18 protein-coding genes and 1 riboswitch are annotated in these 19,074 nt (G+C 68.6%); of the genes, 5 read left to right on the top strand and 13 right to left on the bottom strand.

All coding sequences use genetic code 11. From position 1 onward, the window contains the following. Nucleotides 1-20: 20 nt before the first annotated feature. The 8 genes from K3A84_RS05765 to K3A84_RS05730 all read right to left on the bottom strand — a co-directional run bounded on the left by K3A84_RS05765 (nt 21) and on the right by K3A84_RS05730 (nt 7,606). Nucleotides 21-425, bottom strand: coding sequence for a hypothetical protein (locus tag K3A84_RS05765; RefSeq protein WP_225008377.1), 405 nt, complete (start codon nt 423-425; stop codon nt 21-23). After that, nucleotides 422-1,315 (bottom strand): aldose 1-epimerase family protein, encoded by an 894-nt coding sequence (locus K3A84_RS05760; RefSeq protein WP_225008376.1) that lies wholly within the window; start codon nt 1,313-1,315, stop codon nt 422-424. Before K3A84_RS05760 ends, K3A84_RS05765 begins: the two co-directional genes overlap by 4 nt. 60 nt (nt 1,316-1,375) lie before the next feature. Then, the gene (gene pheT, locus K3A84_RS05755; RefSeq protein ID WP_225008375.1) at nt 1,376-3,775 is read right to left on the bottom strand and encodes a phenylalanine--tRNA ligase subunit beta; all 2,400 of its coding nucleotides are present in this window, start codon (nt 3,773-3,775) and stop codon (nt 1,376-1,378) included. Continuing rightward, on the bottom strand, nt 3,772-4,860 hold the full coding sequence (pheS, locus tag K3A84_RS05750) for a phenylalanine--tRNA ligase subunit alpha (protein ID WP_225008374.1): 1,089 nt from the start codon (nt 4,858-4,860) through the stop codon (nt 3,772-3,774). The genes pheT and pheS overlap by 4 nt, the downstream gene beginning before the upstream one ends. Before the next feature lie 45 nt (nt 4,861-4,905). After that, nucleotides 4,906-5,802 (bottom strand): helix-turn-helix domain-containing protein, encoded by an 897-nt coding sequence (locus K3A84_RS05745; RefSeq protein ID WP_225008373.1) that lies wholly within the window; start codon nt 5,800-5,802, stop codon nt 4,906-4,908. Nucleotides 5,803-5,987: 185 nt separating this feature from the next. After that, nucleotides 5,988-6,347: a 50S ribosomal protein L20 gene (rplT, locus tag K3A84_RS05740; RefSeq protein WP_169494485.1), complete on the bottom strand. Its 360-nt coding sequence runs from the start codon at nt 6,345-6,347 to the stop codon at nt 5,988-5,990. Between the two features lie 14 nt (nt 6,348-6,361). After that, the gene (gene rpmI / locus K3A84_RS05735) at nt 6,362-6,565 is read right to left on the bottom strand and encodes a 50S ribosomal protein L35 (protein WP_225008372.1); all 204 of its coding nucleotides are present in this window, start codon (nt 6,563-6,565) and stop codon (nt 6,362-6,364) included. A 132-nt stretch (nt 6,566-6,697) separates the two neighbouring features. Continuing rightward, nucleotides 6,698-7,606 carry a homoserine O-succinyltransferase gene (locus tag K3A84_RS05730; protein WP_225008371.1) on the bottom strand — a complete coding sequence of 303 codons (909 nt, stop codon included), beginning with the start codon at nt 7,604-7,606 and terminating at the stop codon, nt 6,698-6,700. Between the two features lie 51 nt (nt 7,607-7,657). Then, a riboswitch (SAM-I-IV-variant riboswitch) is annotated at nt 7,658-7,767 on the bottom strand. A 138-nt stretch (nt 7,768-7,905) separates the two neighbouring features. Here K3A84_RS05730 and K3A84_RS05725 point away from each other — a divergent pair. Continuing rightward, nucleotides 7,906-9,771, top strand: coding sequence for a methyl-accepting chemotaxis protein (locus K3A84_RS05725; RefSeq protein WP_225008370.1), 1,866 nt, complete (start codon nt 7,906-7,908; stop codon nt 9,769-9,771). Between the two features lie 4 nt (nt 9,772-9,775). Here the strand turns inward: K3A84_RS05725 and K3A84_RS05720 are convergent, their stop codons facing one another. The 3 genes from K3A84_RS05720 to K3A84_RS05710 are packed head-to-tail and all read right to left on the bottom strand — an operon-like array spanning nt 9,776 to nt 12,362. Continuing rightward, nucleotides 9,776-11,053 carry a Xaa-Pro dipeptidase gene (locus K3A84_RS05720; RefSeq protein WP_225008891.1) on the bottom strand — a complete coding sequence of 426 codons (1,278 nt, stop codon included), beginning with the start codon at nt 11,051-11,053 and terminating at the stop codon, nt 9,776-9,778. A gap of 58 nt (nt 11,054-11,111) precedes the next feature. After that, complete coding sequence (locus tag K3A84_RS05715; protein ID WP_225008369.1) at nt 11,112-11,564, bottom strand: gamma-glutamylcyclotransferase family protein; 453 nt, start codon at nt 11,562-11,564, stop codon at nt 11,112-11,114. A gap of 18 nt (nt 11,565-11,582) precedes the next feature. Next, nucleotides 11,583-12,362, bottom strand: a complete 780-nt coding sequence (locus K3A84_RS05710) for an inositol monophosphatase family protein (protein WP_225008368.1) — start codon at nt 12,360-12,362, stop codon at nt 11,583-11,585. Between the two features lie 204 nt (nt 12,363-12,566). On the opposite strand from K3A84_RS05710, the gene K3A84_RS05705 reads away from it, so the two are divergent. Beyond that, nucleotides 12,567-13,514: a helix-turn-helix transcriptional regulator gene (locus K3A84_RS05705; RefSeq protein ID WP_225008367.1), complete on the top strand. Its 948-nt coding sequence runs from the start codon at nt 12,567-12,569 to the stop codon at nt 13,512-13,514. 3 nt (nt 13,515-13,517) lie between these two features. Here the strand turns inward: K3A84_RS05705 and K3A84_RS05700 are convergent, their stop codons facing one another. Beyond that, nucleotides 13,518-14,453, bottom strand: a complete 936-nt coding sequence (locus K3A84_RS05700; protein ID WP_225008366.1) for a ribose-phosphate pyrophosphokinase — start codon at nt 14,451-14,453, stop codon at nt 13,518-13,520. Nucleotides 14,454-14,583: 130 nt separating this feature from the next. Between K3A84_RS05700 and K3A84_RS05695 the strand changes: the two genes are divergently transcribed. The 3 genes from K3A84_RS05695 to gltX all read left to right on the top strand — a co-directional run bounded on the left by K3A84_RS05695 (nt 14,584) and on the right by gltX (nt 18,348). Beyond that, nucleotides 14,584-16,251 (top strand): NAD+ synthase, encoded by a 1,668-nt coding sequence (locus tag K3A84_RS05695; RefSeq protein WP_225008365.1) that lies wholly within the window; start codon nt 14,584-14,586, stop codon nt 16,249-16,251. A gap of 78 nt (nt 16,252-16,329) precedes the next feature. Further along, a complete protein-coding gene (locus K3A84_RS05690; protein WP_225008364.1) occupies nt 16,330-16,761 on the top strand; it encodes a hypothetical protein in 432 nt (143 codons plus the stop codon). 252 nt (nt 16,762-17,013) lie between these two features. Next, complete coding sequence (gltX, locus tag K3A84_RS05685) at nt 17,014-18,348, top strand: glutamate--tRNA ligase (protein ID WP_225008363.1); 1,335 nt, start codon at nt 17,014-17,016, stop codon at nt 18,346-18,348. Nucleotides 18,349-18,459: 111 nt separating this feature from the next. Here the strand turns inward: gltX and K3A84_RS05680 are convergent, their stop codons facing one another. Then, on the bottom strand, nt 18,460-19,020 hold the full coding sequence (locus tag K3A84_RS05680; RefSeq protein WP_225008362.1) for a YqgE/AlgH family protein: 561 nt from the start codon (nt 19,018-19,020) through the stop codon (nt 18,460-18,462). Between the last annotated feature and the right edge of the window lie 54 nt (nt 19,021-19,074).

The following is a 19,074-nucleotide window of genomic DNA, read 5'->3' as shown; positions in this document are numbered from 1 at the left end:
CCTCACCGCGCTGTCACGCATCAGCCGCCTGCAAGGCAGCGGCGCAGGCCTTCGCTTTCGCTTCCGGTCAGCGCCCGCCCCCCGCGCGAGGAAATCTCGATCCGCCGCCCTTTCGCGCCGCCGTCGATCACCTCGACCATCAGGTCGCGCATCCCGTTCCACGACCCGATCCGCTGCGGCGCGCCCTCGTCCGGTCGCCATCGCCCCTCCAGTGGCAGGCGCTGCATCAGGCAGGCGGACACCTGCGCGGAAGGCTGCGCGGTGATGGCGAACAGCAGGTGGCGCATTTCCTCGGCCTGCCGCTTGTGCCCGAACGTCGCGGCAAAGATCACCAGCCCGGCCAGCGCGCCCAGCAGCAGGGTCCACCCCAGCCACGGCCGCTGCGGCTTGCGCGCAGCCGCGCCTCCTGCCGAACAGCCACTCATGCCGGCCGCACCGTCACGTCCATGCGGAACCGTGCCGTCTCGCCCGGCGGCAGCAGCACCACGCCCGGCTTGTCGCGGAAATCGCCGCCGAACCCTTGCGGATCGGCCAGCCCCGCCCACGGCTCCAGGCAGATGTAGCGCGCCCCCGGAACCTGCCACACGCCCAGCATCGGGCAATCGGGAAAGGCCAAGTCCAGCCACGCCCCGCCGTCCGCGCCATAGGACAGCGCGCGGCTGGCAAGGTCGGTCCAGATCACTGCGTCGGCGCGGAACAGATCCTCGTGCAGCGCCAGCTCGCCCCCCACCACCGGCGTCGGCTCGCCCTCTGGCAGCAGCAGGCCGTCGGCTTTGCCGATGCGGCGCACGTCCTGCGGCTCTTCGGCCTCGAACACCAGCTTGTGCGCGGCCTTGTCGGCCCCGAGTCCGCTCGCACCCGGCAGCGGCCATGCGAACGCGGGATGAAAGCCGAAGCTGAACGGCAGGTCGGTGGCGTTGGGATTGAACACCCGCGCCTCCATCGCCAGCGTCCACCCCTCCAGCGCAAAGCCCATCTCCAGCACGAAGCCGAAGGGATAGGCGGCACGGGTCGCGGGCGAATCGGTCAGCCGAAACCGCGCATGGCCCGGCGCGGTCTCCACCGGCGCGAACGTGCTGCGCCGGGCAAAGCCGTGCTTGGGCAGCGTATAAGCCTTGCCGTCCAGCCGCAGTTCATCGCCCCCCAGCGCGCCCACGATCGGGAACAGCAGCGGCGCCCGGCCCGACCAGAACGCCGGGTCGGCATCGGTCATGTATTGGCGGCCCTGCGCGTCGGTCAGCGACCATAGCTCCGCGCCCAGCGGGTTGACCCGGGCGGTCAGGTCGCCGGAAGTGATCTCGATCAGGTCGTCCATGATGTCTCGCAATGCAGCACGATGCCCTGTGTGGAAACCATGCTGCACTGCGTCAAGACATCACCCGCGCAGAACCGCACCCTGCTTGGCCGCCGCCGCCACGATCTTGTCGGCAATCGCCTTGAGCGCCGCCTCGTCATAGCTCTTGTCGACCGGCTGCAAGGTCACTTCCAGCGCCACACTCTTGTGCCCCTCGGGCACGCCCGTCCCGCGGAAATCGTCGAACACCCGCGCGCCCGTGATGTTGGCCTTGTCCGCGCCCTTCACGCTGCGCAGCAGGTCGCCTGCGGGCACGCCCAGCGGCAGCAGGAACGCAAAGTCGCGCGTCACCGCCTGCAAGGCGGGCGGCGCATAGGCTGCGCGGGCAAAGCCCGACTGGCCCTTCTTCGCGGGGATGCGATCGAGGAACAGTTCGACCAACGCCACCGGTCCGTCGATGTCGAAGGCCTTGGCCGTGACGGGATGGATCATGCCGAAGCGCGCCAGCACCTGCTTTGGCCCCAGCCGCAGCGTGGCCGACTGGCCGGGATGGAACTGGCTACCCGCCTCGCCCATCACCTGCAGGTTCTCGACCGGCGCGCCCGCTTCGCCCAGCAGCGCCAGCGCCTCGGCCTTGGCGTCGAAGGCGTCGAAGCTGCGCGCCTTGCCACTCGCCCAGCCGCGCGGGGTCTGTTCGCCCGCCAGCACCACGGCAAGGCTCAGCTTTTCGTCGCTCGAACCGTCCTCGGCCCGCAGATAGCGCCGCCCGACTTCGAACACGCGCACCGACGATGCGCCGCGATCGAGGTTGCGCTTGGCCGCGCCCAGCAGGCCCGGCAGCAGCGACGGGCGCATCGCCTTGAGGTCTTCCGAAATCGGGTTGGCCAGCGTCCACACGAACTGCCCGTCGGCAAAGTGCGCCGCTTCCGCTTCCGGCAGGAACGACCACGTCACCGCCTCGTGCAAGCCCCGCGCCGCCGCCGCACGGCGCACGCGCCGTTCCAGCGCCTGCGCGGGCGTCGCGGTGGGCTTCGCCACGCCATCCGCGCGCGGCAGCGCCACCGAAGGCACGGCATCGAGCCCATGCACGCGGATCACTTCTTCAACGATGTCCGGCGCACCATCGACGTCCGGACGCCAGCTCGGCACCGACACCACCCAGTGGTCGGCCGCATCGACCACGCCAAAGCCCAACGCTTCGAGAATGCGCTGCTGTTCGCCCTTGGGCACGTCCACGCCGCCCAGCCGCCCGGCCAGCGCCGGGTCATAGGCCACGGTCTTCTGCCCCGAAGGCGGCGTGCCCGCGCGCACCACTTCGCTGGCCTCGCCGCCGCAGATCTCGAGGATCAGCTTCGTCAGCAGCGCAAGCCCGTCATCAAGGAACGCCGGGTCCACCCCGCGCTCGAACCGCGTGCGCGCGTCCGAGGACAGCGCCAGCGTCTGCCCGGTGCGCGCGATGCGCTGCGGGTTGAAGTAGGCGACTTCCAGCAGCACGTCGGTCGTCTCGTCGGCGCAGCCCGAATGCTCGCCCCCCATGATCCCGGCGATGTCGTGGACGCCCGCATCGTCGGCGATCACCGTCATCCCGCTGTCGAGGATATAGTGCTTGCCGTTCAAGGCGGTCACGCCTTCGCCATCCACCGCGCGCCGCGCCACGACCGCGCCGGTCAGCCTGGCAAGGTCATAGGCGTGCGCCGGACGGCCATAGCCCAGCATCACATAGTTGGTCGCATCGACCAGCGCCGAGATCGGGCGCTGGCCTGCGCCCTTCAGCGCGTCCTGCAGCCACTGCGGCGAAGGCCCGTTCTTCACGCCCCGGATCACGCGGCCATAAAACGCCGGGCAACCCTCGGCATCGTCGGTGCGGATCTCGACCGGGCACGGGAAGCTGCCCGCAACACCACCCGTCACGATCGGCTTCAGCGTGCCAAGACCCGCTGCCGCCAGATCGCGCGCAATGCCGTAAACGCCCATGCAGTCGGGCCGGTTGGGCGTGATCGCCACGTCGAACACCGGATCGCTGCCCAGGTAATCGGCATAGCTCGTCCCCACCGGCGCATCGGCGGGCAGTTCGATGATGCCGTCGTGATCGTCGCCAAGGTTCAGCTCGCGCGTCGAACACATCATGCCGTTGGATTCAACCCCGCGCACGGCGGCGACCTTCAACACCATGCCATTGGCGGGCACCGTCGCACCGGGCAGGCCCAGCACGCCGACCAGCCCCGCACGCGCATTCGGCGCGCCGCACACCACCTGCAAGGGCGCACCTTCGCCGGTATCGACCGACAGCACCTGCAACTTGTCCGCCTGCGGGTGCTTCTCCGCCGTCAGCACGCGCGCCACGCGGAACTTCGCCAGCGCGGCCGAGGCATCCTCGACGCTCTCGATCTCCAGCCCCAGCGCGGTCAGCTTCTTGGCGATGGTATCGGCATCCGCCTCGGTGTCGAGGAAGGTCTTGAGCCAGGACAGAGCGAACTTCACGACTTGACTCCCACGCCGCCCGAGAGGGTGGGCACGTCAAGCGCCCCGAAACCATAGTGCGCCAGCCAGCGCGCATCGCCATCGAAGAAGGCGCGCAAGTCGTCCATGCCGTACTTGAGCATGGCGAGCCGGTCGACGCCGGTGCCGAAGGCAAAGCCCTGCCATTCGTCGGGATCCAGCCCGCCGAACTCGATCACCTTGCGGTTGACCATGCCGCTGCCCAGCACTTCCATCCAGCCGCCGTTCTCGACATCGCCGCCGCCGCCGACGACACGCTTGCCGTTGACGAGGGTATAGCCGACGTCGACCTCCACCGACGGCTCGGTGAAGGGGAAGTAGCTCGGGCGAAGCCGCAGCACGATGTCGTCGCGCTCGAAGAAGGCCTTGAGGAAGGTCTCCAGCGTCCACTTGAGGTGGCCGAGGTGGATGCCCTTGTCGATCACCAGGCCTTCGATCTGGTGGAACATCGGGGTGTGGGTCGCATCCGAGTCAGAGCGATAGACCCGCCCCGGCGCGATGATGCGCAAGGGCGCGCCTTCTGCCAGCATCGTGCGGATCTGCACCGGGCTGGTGTGCGTGCGCAGCAGCATCGACCGGCCCTTGGCGTCCTGATCGGGGAAGTAGAACGTATCGTGCATCGCGCGCGCCGGGTGCGTTTCGGGCATGTTGAGCGCGGTGAAGTTGTGCCAGTCGTCCTCGATCTCCGGCCCGCTCGCCACGGCAAAGCCCAGGTCGGCAAAGATCTCGGCCAGCTCGTCCATCACCTGCGAAACCGGGTGGACCGACCCGCGCGGAGCCTCGGGCCCGGGCAGCGACAGGTCGACCGTCTCGGCCGCCAGCCGCGCGTCCAGCGCCGCGCTTTCCAGCGCGCCCTTGCGCTCTGCCAGCGCCGCCGTCACGCCTTCGCGCGCCGCGTGGATCTTCGGGCCTTCGGCCTGCCGCTGGTCCGGGCTCATGCCCCCCAGCGTCTTGAGCAGGGCGGAAACCCACCCCTGCTTGCCAAGCGCGGCCACGCGGATCGCTTCCACCGCATCGGGCGTGTCGGCCGCGGCGATCGCGGCCAGAGTCTGTTCGAGCTGTTCCATGGTGCTGCGCGCGCTAGCGCCAAACGCACCAAAAACCAAGCCGCCTTACCGGTCCGCCGGATGCTTCAGCAGCGGATTGTGCAGCGCCTGCACCGCCGCGCCAGCCGCGTCCTGCCGCGCGCGCATCACCGCTGCCAGCACCGGATGCGGGGCGGACGAATACTGGCGCGGGCTCATCCCCATGAAGCGGTGGAAGTCGCGCACGAACTGAGCCTGGTCGTGATAGTGCCCGTCGATCGCGCCGATCCACTTCAGGCTGGGATCGAGCATGTATTGCGCCAAGCTGCGCATGAAGCGCTGGCGGCGCAGCAACAGCCTTGGCGGAAAGCCGAAGTGGCGGCGGCACAGCCGTTCCAGCGTATGCGCGGGCAAGTGCGCGGCCTCGGCAAAGTCCGCCACGGTCGACAGCTCGGGATCGAGCAGCGCCGCATGGCAGGCGACGATGCGTTCCTCGTCGGGCAGGTCGAGCGGCGGGCGGGCAAGGAAATGCTCGCCGATCCGCGCCAGTTCCGCCGCCTCGTCGGGCTCGTCGCCGAACAGGCCATCGATCAGCGGGCGGAACGGGGCAAAGATCCGCTCGCGCAACGGGTCCATCAGCCGGTCGGCATAAAGGTGCGCGGGCGCATCGACGAAGCGCGCCCAGCCCAGCGGCAGCAGGCCGATGCCCCAGATCCGCGTCGTGCCGATGGCAAAGCGCACGCTGGTGCTGGTCGGCCCGGTGAAGGTCGCGGGCACCCCGCCCAGCGGATCGCGCCCGCCGATGTCGCTATCGGGCAGGCTGCCCTGGAACAGCCGCAGGTTGGCCCATTCGGGATGCAGCCAGTCGAACGTGCTGCCGCCGTGGGCGACGTCGATCTCGGTCAGGTAGAACGTGGTGAAATATGGCCGCAGCGCCGCTGGCGGTGGATGGAATCGAACCCGGACGGACACATCCCCGGTCACGCTGGCGAACCCCTTTTATACCCTTGGCCAAGGGCATAGACCCAAAATGGTTTCCAAAGATACACGCAAATCCGGCACCACCGGAAGACGCGCACGAAAAAGGGCGCCAACCGCTATGGTCAGCGCCCCAATTCTGTCAGCCTTGCTGCTGGCGGCTACGCCGGCAGAGCAGCCCCAACCAGCGCTTACGCCGGAAGAGCGGCCTTCGCCTGCGCGATGACGGCGGTGAACACGCCACCTTCGTTCATGGCGAGGTCGGCCATGGCCTTGCGGTCGAGTTCGATGCCCGCCAGCTTCACGCCGTGGATGAACTGCGAATAGGTCAGGCCTTCGGCGCGGACGGCAGCGTTGATGCGCTGGATCCACAGGGCGCGGAAGGTGCGCTTCTTGACCTTGCGGTCGCGGTACGCGTACTGGCCGGCCTTTTCGACGGCCTGACGGGCGACGCGGATGGTGTTCTTGCGACGGCCGCGATAGCCCTTCGCCTGATCCAGAATCCGCTTGTGCTTGGCACGGGTGGTAACACCACGCTTGATACGGCTCATAAGTTAAGCGCTCCTCAGTTCAGCCCGTAGGGCGCCCACTTCTTGATCACCTTCGCATCGGCGTCGGAGATCACGTCCATGCCGCGGTTCTGGCGGATGTACTTGGCGTTGTGGCTGATCAGGCGGTGGCGCTTGCCGGCGACGCCGTGCTTCACCTTGCCGGTGGCCGTGAGCTTGAAGCGCTTCTTGACGCCGCTCTTGGTCTTCATCTTGGGCATTTTCGTCTCCTAGACAAAAGCACGGAAGACCCGCCATGGCAGCCCTAGTTAGCCAGGCGAGTCAGCGATTCCGCGCAACGGAAGCGGCGCCGTTAGGGGAAGCGGACGCCAAAGGCAAGCAGAGTCGTCCCCTCACGCCCGCCCGATATCCCCCATCGCGAACGGCGTCGTCTGGTACGTCTCGTTGATCCAGTTGCCGAACAGCAGGTGCCCGTGCCCGCGCCAGGTGTTCACCGGGTGCCCCTTGGGATCATCGCCCGGGAAATAGTGCTGCGGCAGGTATCCGCCCTCATCGCGCGCATATTCGCCGGCCAGCGTCAGCGTGTCGTATTCCAGGTGGTTGAACATGTGCAGCGCGTTGTGCGCCGGATCGTCGATCAGGCACAGCCCGGTGTCGTCGCTCTCGGCCAGCACGTGCAGGCCCCGCCCTTCGGGCAGATCCTCGCGGCGCATCTCACTCCAGCGCGATACGGGCACGTCGAACACGTCGGGAAGCCCGCGCATCCACGGGTTGGCCGGCGCGCGGTTGTGGTGGCGGAACACGCCCGAAGCCTTGGCCGCAAGTTCGTGCTTTTCCACCCCGTGGAAGTGGTGCAGCGCCGCCATCGCGCCCCAGCACACCGCCAGCGTGCGATGCACGTGGGTCTGCGACCAGTCGAGGATGCGCCGCAGCTCGTCCCAATAGGTCACGTCCTCGAACGGCAGTGTCTCGACCGGCGCGCCGGTGACGATCAGCCCGTCGAACTTCTCGGCCTTCACCTCGCACCACGGGCGATAGAACGCGGCGAGGTGCCCCGCGGCGGTGTTCTTGCTGACGTGGTCGGAAATGCGCACCAGTTCCAGTTCCACCTGCAAGGGCGTTGCCCCCAGCACGCGCGCGATCTGCGTTTCTGTGGTGATCTTGTCGGGCATCAGGTTGAGCAGCGCGACGCGCAAGGGGCGGATGTCCTGCCGGGCGGCTTCGGTCTCGCCCATCACGATCACGCCCTCGGCTTCCAGCGTACGGCGGGCGGGCAGGTTGTCGGCAATACGGATCGGCACGTCTCAATTCCCTCGGACCAGGCGAGGACAGACGCTGCAGGGGCAATGGGCTGGGTTCCGCTTGGTTGCCGGACCGGCCACATCCCCCCTTGCGGAGGCGCCACCTTGCCCGGAGAGGCAGGTTGGCGTCGGGGCGTCTTCCCCAACTCTTGATGCTGGCGTCGATGTAGCGCGCCGCGCGGCCCGATGCAACCGCATGGCGCCCCGGCGACCCTGCGTAGAATCCCCGAGCCCGGGCGCGCCATTGTTCTAACGCCGCCGCCTTAACCGGCTGTGCTGAACAAAGGGACGCGTAAGCAATGGCCGACCTGCCGATTTCCCGCAAGCTGCTGCTCGCGGTCGCAGCCTTCATCCTCACGTTGCTGGTCGTCGGCAGCGTGGGCTTCTTCGGTCTTGGCTCGCTGTCCGACGTCACGCAGGATCTCGGCGTTTCACGGCGGGAAAAACTGGAAGCAGCGGCGGCCCTGTCCGGTGCGGTGTCCGACATGCACGGGGCAGAAGCCGCGCATATCCTCTCGACCACGCCGGAGGAAATCCGGCAAGCGACCGCCGCCGTGCAGGCACAGCGCCACCTGATCGACGAAAAGGTCGCCTGGCTCACCCCGCGCCTGCAAAAGCAGAACACCAAGGCCGCGCTACAAGCCTTCGTGCCCCTGCGCGATGCCTATTATCGCCAGTCCGACCAGATGCTGGCGCTGTCGGCCGCCAACCGCAACCAGGAAGCGCTCGATCAGTACCACGCCCTCGCCGCCGACTATGAACACCTCAACACCGCTGGCGACGCGATCTGGAATGCGCAGGCGCAAGTCATGAAGAAGGTGGCGTCCGACGCCGCCGGCCTTGCCTTCACCGCGCGCATGATCGTCGTCGGCGTCACCCTGCTCGCGTTCGTGCTCGCCGGGGTGCTGCTGGTGGCGCTGACCCGCGTCATCGCCAACCCGCTGGTCGAAGTGACCGAGACCATCTCGCTGCTCGCCGAAGGGCGCACCGATGTCATCGCCCGCGCCACCGAGCGGCGCGACGAAGTGGGCGACCTGTCGCGGGCAACGCTGGCACTGCGCGACCTGCTGGTCGCGGCCGAACGCGCCAAGGAAGAGCAGGCCCGGCTCATCGTCGACAACGTCGGCGCCGCGCTCGCCGACCTCTCGCGCGGCGATCTGGTCCGCCGCATCGACGCCGAGCTGCCCGGCATCTTCGCCTCGCTCAAGGCCGATTACAACGGTGCCGCCGCCACGCTGGCCGAAACGCTCGGCGCCATCGCCGCCGTCTCGCACGGGGTCGATCGCGGCGCGGGCGAGATCCGCCACGCCTCGCAGGACTTGTCCTCGCGCACCGAGGAACAGGCCGCCAGCCTCGAAGAATCCGCCGCCGCGCTCGCCGAAGTCACCCGCACCGTCGCCGATTCGGCCAGCGCCGCGCAAGAGGCGCACCGCGCGGTCGCCGGGGCCACGGGCGAAGCCACCGCGTCCGAAGACGTGGTGCGCCGCGCCATCGCCGCGATGGACGCGATCGAGGGCACCAGCCGCGAAATCGAGCAGATCATCGGCCTGATCGACGGCATCGCCTTCCAAACCAACCTGCTGGCGCTCAACGCCGGGGTCGAAGCCGCCCGCGCGGGCGAGGCGGGCAAGGGCTTCGCGGTCGTCGCCACCGAAGTGCGCGCGCTCGCCCAGCGCAGCGCCGAAGCCGCCAGCGAGATCAAGACGCGGATCGGCCAGGCCTCGCGCGAAGTCGCCAGCGGCGTCGCGCTCGTCTCCGAAACCGGCAACGCATTGGGCCGCATCGTCGACCAGATCCACCGCGTCAGCGCGCTGATGACGCGCATCGCGGAGGCCTCGGACGCGCAATCGTCGAGCCTGCTGCAAGTCAACGCCGCGATCACCGAAATGGGCAAGATGACCCACCAGAACGCGGCGATGAGCGAGCAGTCGACCGCCGCCGCGCGCAGCCTCGCCACCCAGTCGGGCGAACTGCTGCAGATGGTCGGCCGCTTCCGCCTCGGCGATGCGCAGGCCGGGCGCGCGGCCTTCCCCGGCCCCGGCCCCGTCGCCAGCCTCGCCTATTCCGCGCCGCCTCCGCCGCGCGCCATCGACACCGCTACGGCGCCCGCGCCGCGCCGGATCGCCAGCGGCGGGGCAGCGGTGGAGGACTGGTCGGAATTCTGAACGTTCAGGGCGCGGTCTTGGCCACCGCGCCCCCCTTCATCACGAAGCTGACCTTTTCCAGCGCGCGCACGTCGGCCAGCGGGTCGCCGTCCACCGCGATCAGGTCGCCATAGCGGCCCTTCTCAATCGCGCCGACGTCGCCCGTCTTGTCGAGGTACTTGGCCGCCGTCACCGTCGCGGCGCGGATCGCCTCGATCGGGGTCATGCCCCATTCGACCATCTTGGCAAACTGCAACGCGTTGTTGCCGTTGGGATAGACCCCGCCATCGGTGCCAAACAGCAGCGTCACCCCGGCGGCGTGCGCGGCGCGGAAGGTCTCGCGCTGCTTGCGCCCGATCATCCGCTCCTTTTCGAGACTCTCGGCGAACACGCCGTTCTTCGCGCCTTCGGCCAGGATGTAGTCGTCGTTGTAGATGTCCATGTCGAGCGCCGCGCCCTTTTCCTTGGCGAGCCGGAAGCTTTCGGCATCGGCAAGGCTGGCATGCTCGATCGTGTCCACCCCGGCACGCAATGCGGCGTTGATCCCTTCCGTGCCGTGGGCGTGGGCGGCCACGCGCATCCCCAGCATGTGCGCTTCATCGACCACGGCCTTCAGCTCGGCCTCGCCCATCTGCTGCGCGCCGACCGAATCGGTCTTCGAGAACACGCCGCCGGTGGCGCAGATCTTGATCACTTCGGCGCCGTACTTGCGCACCTTGCGCACCAGCGCGCGGAAAGCGTCGGGCGAATCCGCCACGCCCGGCACCTCGGCGTGGATCGAGGGCGGAAACTCGGTCGAATCGCAATGCCCGCCCGTCGCCCCCAGCGCGTAGGTCGCAGGCACGATGCGCGGCCCGGTGATATAGCCTTCGGCGATGCCCTGCTTCAGCGCCACGTCGGCATAGTCGCCCGCGCCCACGTTGCGCACGGTGGTGAAGCCCGCGTCCAGCGTCCGGCGCGCGCTGTCCACGCCCACCACCGTCCAGAACGCATCGGTGTATTCCAGCCCGCGATAGCCCGAATAGCGCGGGTCGCTGGTCAGGTGGACGTGCATGTCGATCAGGCCCGGCAGCAGCGTGCGCCCGCCAAGGTCGATCACTTCGGCGCCTTGGGGCACGGCATCGCCACGCTTGCCCACCGCCGCGATGCGTCCATCGGTGACGACGACCTGCGCATCGTCCACGCGCTTGCCCGCGATCACGTCGATCATGTGCGCGGCGCGCACCACCACCGTGCCCGCCTGCGCCGTCGGCGCCAGCGCCGCCAGTACCAGCCCGCCCGTCGCCATCATCACCTTGCGCATCGTCATCGCCCGCGTTCCCTGTTGTCCGTTCGTGCAACAGGTTGCACGCGCAACCGGATCACGCAAGCGGGACGATACTTCTGAACGACTTGCCCCGCCTCTGCGCGACAAAGCCTGCAAAATCGCCCCGATGGACGCGCAGCATTCCGCCATGCGCAGGCACGGCATGAACATAAGCCTGCGCCCGCACGGCGCGCCGCCCCAGCCGCACGCCGATCACCTGCCGCCGATATTCGCGCTGGCCCGGTCGCCGGTCGGCCGTTTCATAGGCATCGAGCAGTCGCAGCGCGCGCGGTCCGAACCCCGGCCCCGCCGCATAGAGCCAGCCGCGAGCCTCGCCGCCCCCGGGGCGCAGCACGGGATACCAGCCTTGCGGATCGCGCACCGCCAGCACCACGCCCCGCGCCGCCGCGCGCCCCACCGGGCGCAGCAGCGGCAGCACCGCGCGCGTCATCGCATTGTCGTGGTCGTGGGTCAGCGTGCCATAGAAGAAGAACAGCCGCCCGCGCATGAAGGCCCCCGATCGCGCTCAGTGCCCGCAGGCGAGCGCCTCGACCACGTCCTCCAGCCGCGCCGGGTCGCCCAGCGCCAGCACATGCCCGTCGGAGCCTGCGTGCAGCGGCTCGCCGTTCCAGTCGGCCATGACCCCGCCCGCGCCTTCGACCACTGGCACCAGCGCGGCCCAGTCGTGCAGTTTCAGGTTCGCCTCGCACACCAGGTCGAGCTGCCCGGTCGCCAGCATGGCATAGTTGTAGCAATCGCCACCCATGACCATGCGCTTGTGGTCGGTCTTCGCCGCCAGCGCCATGAAGTGCTGGCCTTGGTGATCATCGAAGTAGTGCGGCCCGGTCGTCGCCAGCGTCGCCTCGGCCAGTTCGCGGCAGGGGCGCGTGCGCACCTCGCGCCCGTTGAGCGTGGTCGGACGGCCCATCACGCCCACCCAGCGCTCGCCAATGATCGGCTGGTCGATCACCCCAAGCACCGGGAAGCCTTCGACCACCAGCGCGATCAGCGTGCCGAACAGCGGGCGTCCCGCCAGAAAGCCCGCCGTCCCGTCAATCGGGTCGAGCACCCAGCTGCGATTCGACGACCCGGCCGTCGCGCCGAACTCCTCGCCGATCACGGTGTCGCGCGGGCGCTCTGCCTTCAGCAGGCGGCGCATCGCCTCCTCGGCGGCGTGGTCTGCCAGCGTCACCGGGGTGGAGTCGCCCTTCCGCTCGGCGGAAACGCTTCGAAAATGGGGGCGAATGGCCTCGCCCGCCGCGTCGGCAAGGCGCAAGGCAAGGGCGATGTCGTCGTCGAGATTCATGGCCCGGGCATGGCGAGCATGGCGGCGCCGGTCAAGCGCGGCCACAAGCGCCCCTGACCAAATACGCAGATACCTCAATCGCAGGGGTTGGAGACGTTGTTATTTCGTGATCTAGCCTGAACTGCACGTAACGTGACGAAAATCACGAGGTCGGCATCGGCAGGATGATATCCAGCCGGCATGAGAACAAGAACGGGGAGCATAATGTCGCACAGGGGGCAGCCTGTCTTTGACAGGGCGCTGGCGTCGCGCGGGGGCGCGACGCGCGATGGTCAACCCATATCATACAGTCGCGCGCCCGCGGCGGATCTCGCCCCGTGGATCGCGCGGCTCTACGTCACCGATGTCGAAGCGCCCGCCGACTACCGGCTCGATTGCGGCCTGTTCTGCGACACCAGCTTCGTGCGCCTCCAGCTGCGCGGCGGCTGGTCCGCCATGACCGCCGATGGCGAGCGCCGGATCGACCGCGCCGCGCTGTTCTTCGGCCCCAACACCCGGCGCATGCCCATCGGCGTCACCGGCGCCTTCACCAGCGTCGGCATCGCCTTTCGCCCCGGCGCGCTGCACACGCTCGCACTCGGCCAGCAGCTCCACGATCACCTCGACCGCCTCGTGCCGATCGACGCGCTCGGCTTCTCGTCCGACCGCTGGCTGACCCTGATCGACCCGGACGACACCGCCGAAGGGTGGGTTCTCGCCATGGAGGCCGAAATCCGCGCGATCATCGGCCAGTACCAACCCGCCGAGCCCGATCCTGTCTCGGTCCGCTTCGAAGCCGCCGCCTTTTCCGATCCCGCCATCAGCGTCGCCGCGCTGGCCGACAGCTGGGGCATCGAGCAGCGCCGCCTCGAACGCATCGTGCGCCGCGATTTCGGGATGCCGCCCAAGCAGGTCCTGCGCCGCGCCCGCGCGCTCGACATGGCCAGCCACCTGCGCGGCGTCGCCGACCAGGCCGAAGCCGAAGACCTGATGCTGCGCTATTACGACCAGAGCCACCTGATCCGCGAATTCACCGCGCTGTTCGGGATGAGCCCGCGCCAGTTCGTCGGCCGCCCCCAGCCGCTGATGACGCTGAGCCTCGAAACCCGCCAGGCCCGCCGCCTCGAACTAATCGAACGAATCGCGCCCGGCGCGATCCGTCCGTGGCAGTAGAGATCAGTCGAACAGGCTCGAAACCGAGCTTTCGTCGGCGATGCGGCGGATTGCCTCGCCGATCAGCGGCGCGATCGTCAGCACGCGGATGCGGTCGCATTCCTTGGTCGCGTCGGTCGCGAGGATGGTGTCGCTGATCACCAGTTCCTTCAGCGCCGAATTGCCGACGCGCGCCACGGCCGCGCCCGACAGCACGCCGTGCGTGATGTAGGCCGCAACCCCGCTCGCGCCCGCATCCATCAGCGCCTGCGCGGCGTTGCACAGCGTGCCGCCCGAATCGATGATGTCGTCGATCAGGATGCACATCCGGCCCTTCACGTCGCCGATGATGTTCATCACTTCCGACTGGCCCGGCTTGTCGCGGCGCTTGTCGACGATCGCCAGCGGCGCGTTGTCGAGCCGCTTGGCCAGGGCCCGGGCGCGCACCACGCCGCCAACGTCCGGCGACACGACCATCAGCTTCTCGCCGCCGTAGCGGGTCTGGATGTCGGCGGCCATCACGGGCGCGGCAAACAGGTTGTCGGTCGGGATGTCGAAGAAGCCCTGGATCTGGCCGGCGTGCAGGTCCACCGCCAGCACGCGGTCGGCGCCCGCCGTGGTGATCAGGTTCGCCACCAGCTTGGCCGAGATCGGCGTGCGCGGCCCCGGCTTGCGGTCCTGGCGGGCATAGCCGAAGTACGGCACCACCGCGGTGATCCGCTTGGCCGATGCGCGGCGCAGCGCATCGATGCAGATCAGCAGCTCCATCAGGTTGTCGTTCGCCGGATAGCTGGTCGACTGGATCACGAACACGTCTTCGCCGCGCACGTTCTCGTGGATTTCCACGAAGACTTCCTCGTCGGCGAAGCGGCGCACCGCCGCATCGGTGAGCGGCAGCTCGAGATAGGCGGCAATGGCGCGTGCGAGCGGCAGGTTGCCGTTGCCGGACATGATCTTCATGGGCGTCCCTCGAGTCCTTAGCTGATCCCTTTGGCGCGCCCTTAGCCCAAGATGACAGCATTGCAACGATTCCCCGCCGTTTGCCCGCAACTCTTGCGCCGCGCCACGGTTGCCCCCTAGGAACGGGTCCATGGCCGAAAAACTCACGATCACCCTCGCGCAGCTCAACCAGACGGTCGGCGATCTTGCCGCCAACGCCGCCGCCATGCTTGGCGTTCGCGAGCGTTCGCGCCATTCGGACCTGATCGTCTTCCCGGAAATGCAGCTGATCGGCTACCCGCCCGAAGACCTGATCCAGAAGCCCGCGCTGATCGAACGCGCAGCAGCAGAGCTGGAAAAGCTCGCCGCCGTCACCGCCGATGGCGGCCCGGCCATGCTCGTCGGCTCGGTCTTCGTGCGCGACGGCGCGCTGCACAACGGCGTGGCCCTGCTCGAAGGCGGGCGCATCGCCGCCACGCGCTTCAAGTACGAACTGCCCAATTACGGCACCTTCGACGAAAAGCGGCACTTCCTGCCCGGCCCGCTGCCCGAGCCCGTGCCGTTCAAGGGCGTGATGCTCGGCCTGCCGATCTGCGAGGACATCTGGCACCCCGATGTCTGCCGCCACCTGGCAGACCTCGGCGCGGAGATCTTCCTCTGCGTCAACGGCTCCCCTTACGAGATCGACAAGGACGTGCTGCGCATCGATGGCGTGGCCAAGCGCCGCGCGATCGATACCGGCATCCCGCTCGCCTACCTCAACCGCGTGGGCGGGCAGGACGAGATCGTGTTCGATGGCGCCAGCTTCGTTGTCGGCCCCGAAGGCGCGGTGTGGGTGCAGATGCCCGACTGGGAAGAATCGGTCGTCGACACCGTCTGGAACAAGGTCGCGGGCGGCACCGGCCACCGCTGGCGCTGCGAAGCGGGCGAAGTCCATGAACTCGCCGAACATCCCGAGGACATCTACAGCGCCATGGTCCTCGCGCTGCGCGATTATGTGAACAAGAACCGCTTTCCCGGCGTCGTGCTCGGCCTGTCGGGCGGCATCGATTCGGCGATCTGCGCCGCCATCGCGGTCGATGCGCTGGGTGCCGAGCGCGTGTGGTGCGTGATGATGCCCAGCCAGTACACCAGCCAGGAAAGCCTCGATGATGCCGCCGGCTGCGCGCAGATGCTGGGCGTGCGGCTCGATACCGTGCCGATCGTGCCCGCCACCGATGCCTTTGCGCAGATGCTCGCCCCGGTGTTCGCAGGCCGCCAGCCCGACCTGACCGAAGAGAACCTGCAATCGCGCATCCGCGGCACCACGCTGATGGCGCTTTCGAACAAGTTCGGCCCGATGCTCGTCACCACCGGCAACAAGAGCGAGATGAGCGTCGGCTACGCCACCATCTACGGCGACATGAACGGCGGCTACAACCCGCTGAAGGACGCCTACAAGACCACCGTCTTCGCCATTTCCGAATGGCGCAACACCGCGCGCCCGCGCATCGGCCTCGGCCCGGATGGCCCGGTCATGCCGCACCGGATCATCACCAAGCCGCCCAGCGCCGAACTGCGCCCGGACCAGAAGGATTCGGATTCGCTGCCCGACTATCCCGTTCTCGATGCGATCCTGATGGGCCTCGTCGAACACGAAAAGAGCGTCGACCAGTTGGTCGCCGAAGGCCACGACCGCGCCACCGCCGCGCGCATCGAACGCCTGCTCAACATCGCCGAATACAAGCGCCGCCAAGCCCCCCCGGGGGTGAAGCTGGGCACGCGCAACTTCGGTCGCGATCGCCGCTATCCGATCACGCACGGGTTCCGCACCGCCTGACGCAATTGCGAACGATTCGCATTGACGCCGGAGTGCGCGCGCCATAACTTGCGAGTCGTTCGCAAGAAGGAGCTTCGCGTGCCCGCCTCCACCAGCCCCGCCCTCTCCGCCACCGTCGCCGCGCTGGCCCGCCCGCACGACATCCGCGGCCTCTCGCTCACCGCGCTCCACCTCGTCATGGCGATGCGGTTGTGCGCGCTGTTCGAGCGCGCCGGCCGCGATCCCGTCCCCGATCTGGCGCAACGCTACCGCAGCGTCGAGGCGGCCTGCGCGGTCGACGGCCTCGTCCGCACGATCATGCAGGTCTGGCCCGAACCCTTCATGGTCAACCGCCCCTGCTGCCTAGTCATGAGCCCCGATGAAACCACGCTCGCCGCCATGACGCGCAGCGCCTTGGCCGCCGACCGCGCCAGCTTCGGCGCTACGCTCCACGGCTTCGTCCGCGCCGATCGGCACGATGCGCTGCACGAAGCCACGCGCCATGCGGTCGCGACGCTGGCAGGTCGTTGAAGTAAAGAGAAATGCGAGGGCCATCGCCCTCGCGCTCCCGGAACGTCTCCCGGCGCTGGTCTTGCGGCGTGGGCAGCGTGGCGCGCGCCATCGCCGCCCGTGCCCGTCATGAAGAACCCCGCGGGCAGGATGTGACGCAGCCATTGGCATTGGCACTGCCCCATCGCCGGAAGACGATACAGGGTGCAGGGATGGTAAATCCCTGCTCTTCCCTTCTTCCCACGCCTTGCAAATCCCCCTAGTCGCAAGCCCATGTCCCAGGTCGTCACCCGTTTCGCGCCTTCGCCCACTGGCCGCCTTCATGTCGGCAACATCCGCACCGCGCTCCACAACTGGCTGCTGGCGAAGCAAGCTGGTGGCCGCTTTCTGCTACGCATCGACGATACCGACGCCGCGCGCAGCCGCGAGGAACACGTCGAATCGATCCGCGCCGACCTTGCGTGGCTCGGCCTGCATCCCGATGGCGAGGAGCGCCAGTCCGCGCGTTTCGCGATCTATGAAGAGGCGTTCGAGCGCCTTGCAGCGCAGGGCCGCGTCTATCGCGCCTATGAAACCGCGCAGGAACTGGAGCTGAAGCGCAAGGTGCTGCTCGGCCGCGGCCTTCCGCCGATCTACGACCGTTCGGCGCTCGCGCTGACCGAGGCCGATCACGCCGCGAAGGCGGCGGCGGGCGAAATGCCGCACTGGCGCTTCAAGCTCGACCACGACACGCCGATCACATGGGACGACGGCATTCGCGGGCCCCAGCATTTCGACCCGCGCCAGATGTCCGATCCGGTGGTGCGCCGCGCCGACGGGTCGTGGCTCTACATGCTGCCGAGCGCGATCGACGACGTGGCAATGGGCGTCACCGACGTGCTGCGCGGCGAGGATCATGTTTCCAACACCGCCACGCAAGTGCAGATGTTCGCCGCGCTCGGCGCACAACCGCCCCGCTTCGCGCACGAGGCGCTGCTGACGGGCGCGGAAGGCAAGCTGTCGAAGCGGCTCGGCTCGCTCGGCGTGGCCGACTTGCGCGAGGCGGGGATCGAGCCCGAGGCGCTGGTCGCGTTGCTCGCGCGCCTCGGCACCGCCGATCCGGTCGATGCCACGCTCGATGCCGACCAGCTCGCCGCCAGTTTCGACCTGTCGCGCTTCGGCCGCGCGCCTGCCCGTTTCGACGAGGCCGAACTGCAGCGCGTCAACGCCGCGATCGTCCATCGCCTGCCGTTCGAGCGCGTGAGCCCGCTGCTGCCCGAAGGCATGGGCGAAGCCGCGTGGGAAGCGATCCGCCCCAACCTCGCCCACGTGGCCGAGGCGGCGGAATGGTGGAGCGTCGTGCAGGGGCCAATCGCTGCCCCCGCGCAGGATGCCGAAACCGCCACCTTCCTGCAGCACGCCGCGCAAGTCGCCGCCGCGCTCGATTGGCAGGCCGCGCCGTGGGCCGCGCTCACCGCCGCGCTCAAGGATGCCACGGGGCGCAAGGGCAAGGCCCTGTTCCTGCCCTTGCGTCAGGCGCTGACCGGCATGGACCACGGCCCCGACATGAACGCCCTGCTGCCGCTGATCGCGCAGGACGAAGCGGTGCGCCGACTTTCAAGTAATTGAAATATAGTGATAATATGTTTCGTTGATGGGGCCTGCACGGCCTTCCGTGCAGGCACTTCATCAACAAGCCCGGAAAAAGCCGGTCTTTGCAATGCTTTGAAAGGGTCTTGTTCAGGCCCTGCCGGTCGCCGCGACCAGATGCGCAGGGTCGATCCCCTCGGCCCGCCAGGTCGCCGCCCAGCGCGCCGAACTTTGCGTGTCGAACAGGATCTCGCGCCGCCCTTCGGCCGCGTGCCAGCCGTGCTGGCGCATCTCGCCTTCGAGCTGCCCGGCGCCCCACCCGGCATAGCCCAGCGCCACGACCCACTGCGACGGCCCGCGCCCTTCCGCGATCGCGCGCAGCACGTCGAGCGAGGCCGACAGCGCGCAGAGCCCGACGACCTCGACCGTGCCTTCGCCGCCCCAGTCGGTAGAATGGAGCACGAACCCCCGCGCCGTCTCGACCGGCCCGCCCGCCAGGATCGGCACGTCGGGCGCGAGGCCCGGATCGATGCCGACATCCTTGAGCAAACCGTGGAACGAGATCCCCTCGCGCACCTGCCCGAGCCCGATGCCGAGCGCGCCATGCGCATCGTGGACGCACATCGCGATCACCGCGTGGTCGAAGCGGGGATCGCCCATGCCGGGCATGGCGAGGAGCAGGCGTCCGGACAGGTATTGCGCTTCGGTCATGCCGCCAGCCTACGCGCTTGTGCAGCACGGCGAAAGCGCCAAGGCATCGCGCCA

This window comes from Novosphingobium percolationis, from assembly GCF_020179425.1.
GTDB classification, from domain to species: Bacteria; Pseudomonadota; Alphaproteobacteria; order Sphingomonadales; family Sphingomonadaceae; genus Novosphingobium; species Novosphingobium percolationis.
Note: the sequence above shows the minus strand (reverse complement) of the source record. Positions and strands in the feature narration are given on the sequence as shown.

Excerpts from the sequence above, each read along its gene's own strand:
- K3A84_RS05765 (WP_225008377.1), bottom strand. The coding sequence starts at position 425 with ATGAGTGGCTGTTCGGCAGGAGGCGCGGCTGCGCGCAAGCCGCAGCGG.
- K3A84_RS05760 (WP_225008376.1), bottom strand. The coding sequence starts at position 1,315 with ATGGACGACCTGATCGAGATCACTTCCGGCGACCTGACCGCCCGGGTC.
- pheS (WP_225008374.1), bottom strand. The coding sequence starts at position 4,860 with ATGGAACAGCTCGAACAGACTCTGGCCGCGATCGCCGCGGCCGACACG.
- rplT (WP_169494485.1), bottom strand. The coding sequence starts at position 6,347 with ATGAGCCGTATCAAGCGTGGTGTTACCACCCGTGCCAAGCACAAGCGG.
- rpmI (WP_225008372.1), bottom strand. The coding sequence starts at position 6,565 with ATGCCCAAGATGAAGACCAAGAGCGGCGTCAAGAAGCGCTTCAAGCTC.
- K3A84_RS05725 (WP_225008370.1), top strand. The coding sequence starts at position 7,906 with ATGGCCGACCTGCCGATTTCCCGCAAGCTGCTGCTCGCGGTCGCAGCC.
- K3A84_RS05720 (WP_225008891.1), bottom strand. The coding sequence starts at position 11,053 with ATGCGCAAGGTGATGATGGCGACGGGCGGGCTGGTACTGGCGGCGCTG.
- K3A84_RS05715 (WP_225008369.1), bottom strand. The coding sequence starts at position 11,564 with ATGCGCGGGCGGCTGTTCTTCTTCTATGGCACGCTGACCCACGACCAC.
- K3A84_RS05710 (WP_225008368.1), bottom strand. The coding sequence starts at position 12,362 with ATGAATCTCGACGACGACATCGCCCTTGCCTTGCGCCTTGCCGACGCG.
- K3A84_RS05705 (WP_225008367.1), top strand. The coding sequence starts at position 12,567 with ATGTCGCACAGGGGGCAGCCTGTCTTTGACAGGGCGCTGGCGTCGCGC.
- K3A84_RS05700 (WP_225008366.1), bottom strand. The coding sequence starts at position 14,453 with ATGAAGATCATGTCCGGCAACGGCAACCTGCCGCTCGCACGCGCCATT.
- K3A84_RS05695 (WP_225008365.1), top strand. The coding sequence starts at position 14,584 with ATGGCCGAAAAACTCACGATCACCCTCGCGCAGCTCAACCAGACGGTC.
- gltX (WP_225008363.1), top strand. The coding sequence starts at position 17,014 with ATGTCCCAGGTCGTCACCCGTTTCGCGCCTTCGCCCACTGGCCGCCTT.
- K3A84_RS05680 (WP_225008362.1), bottom strand. The coding sequence starts at position 19,020 with ATGACCGAAGCGCAATACCTGTCCGGACGCCTGCTCCTCGCCATGCCC.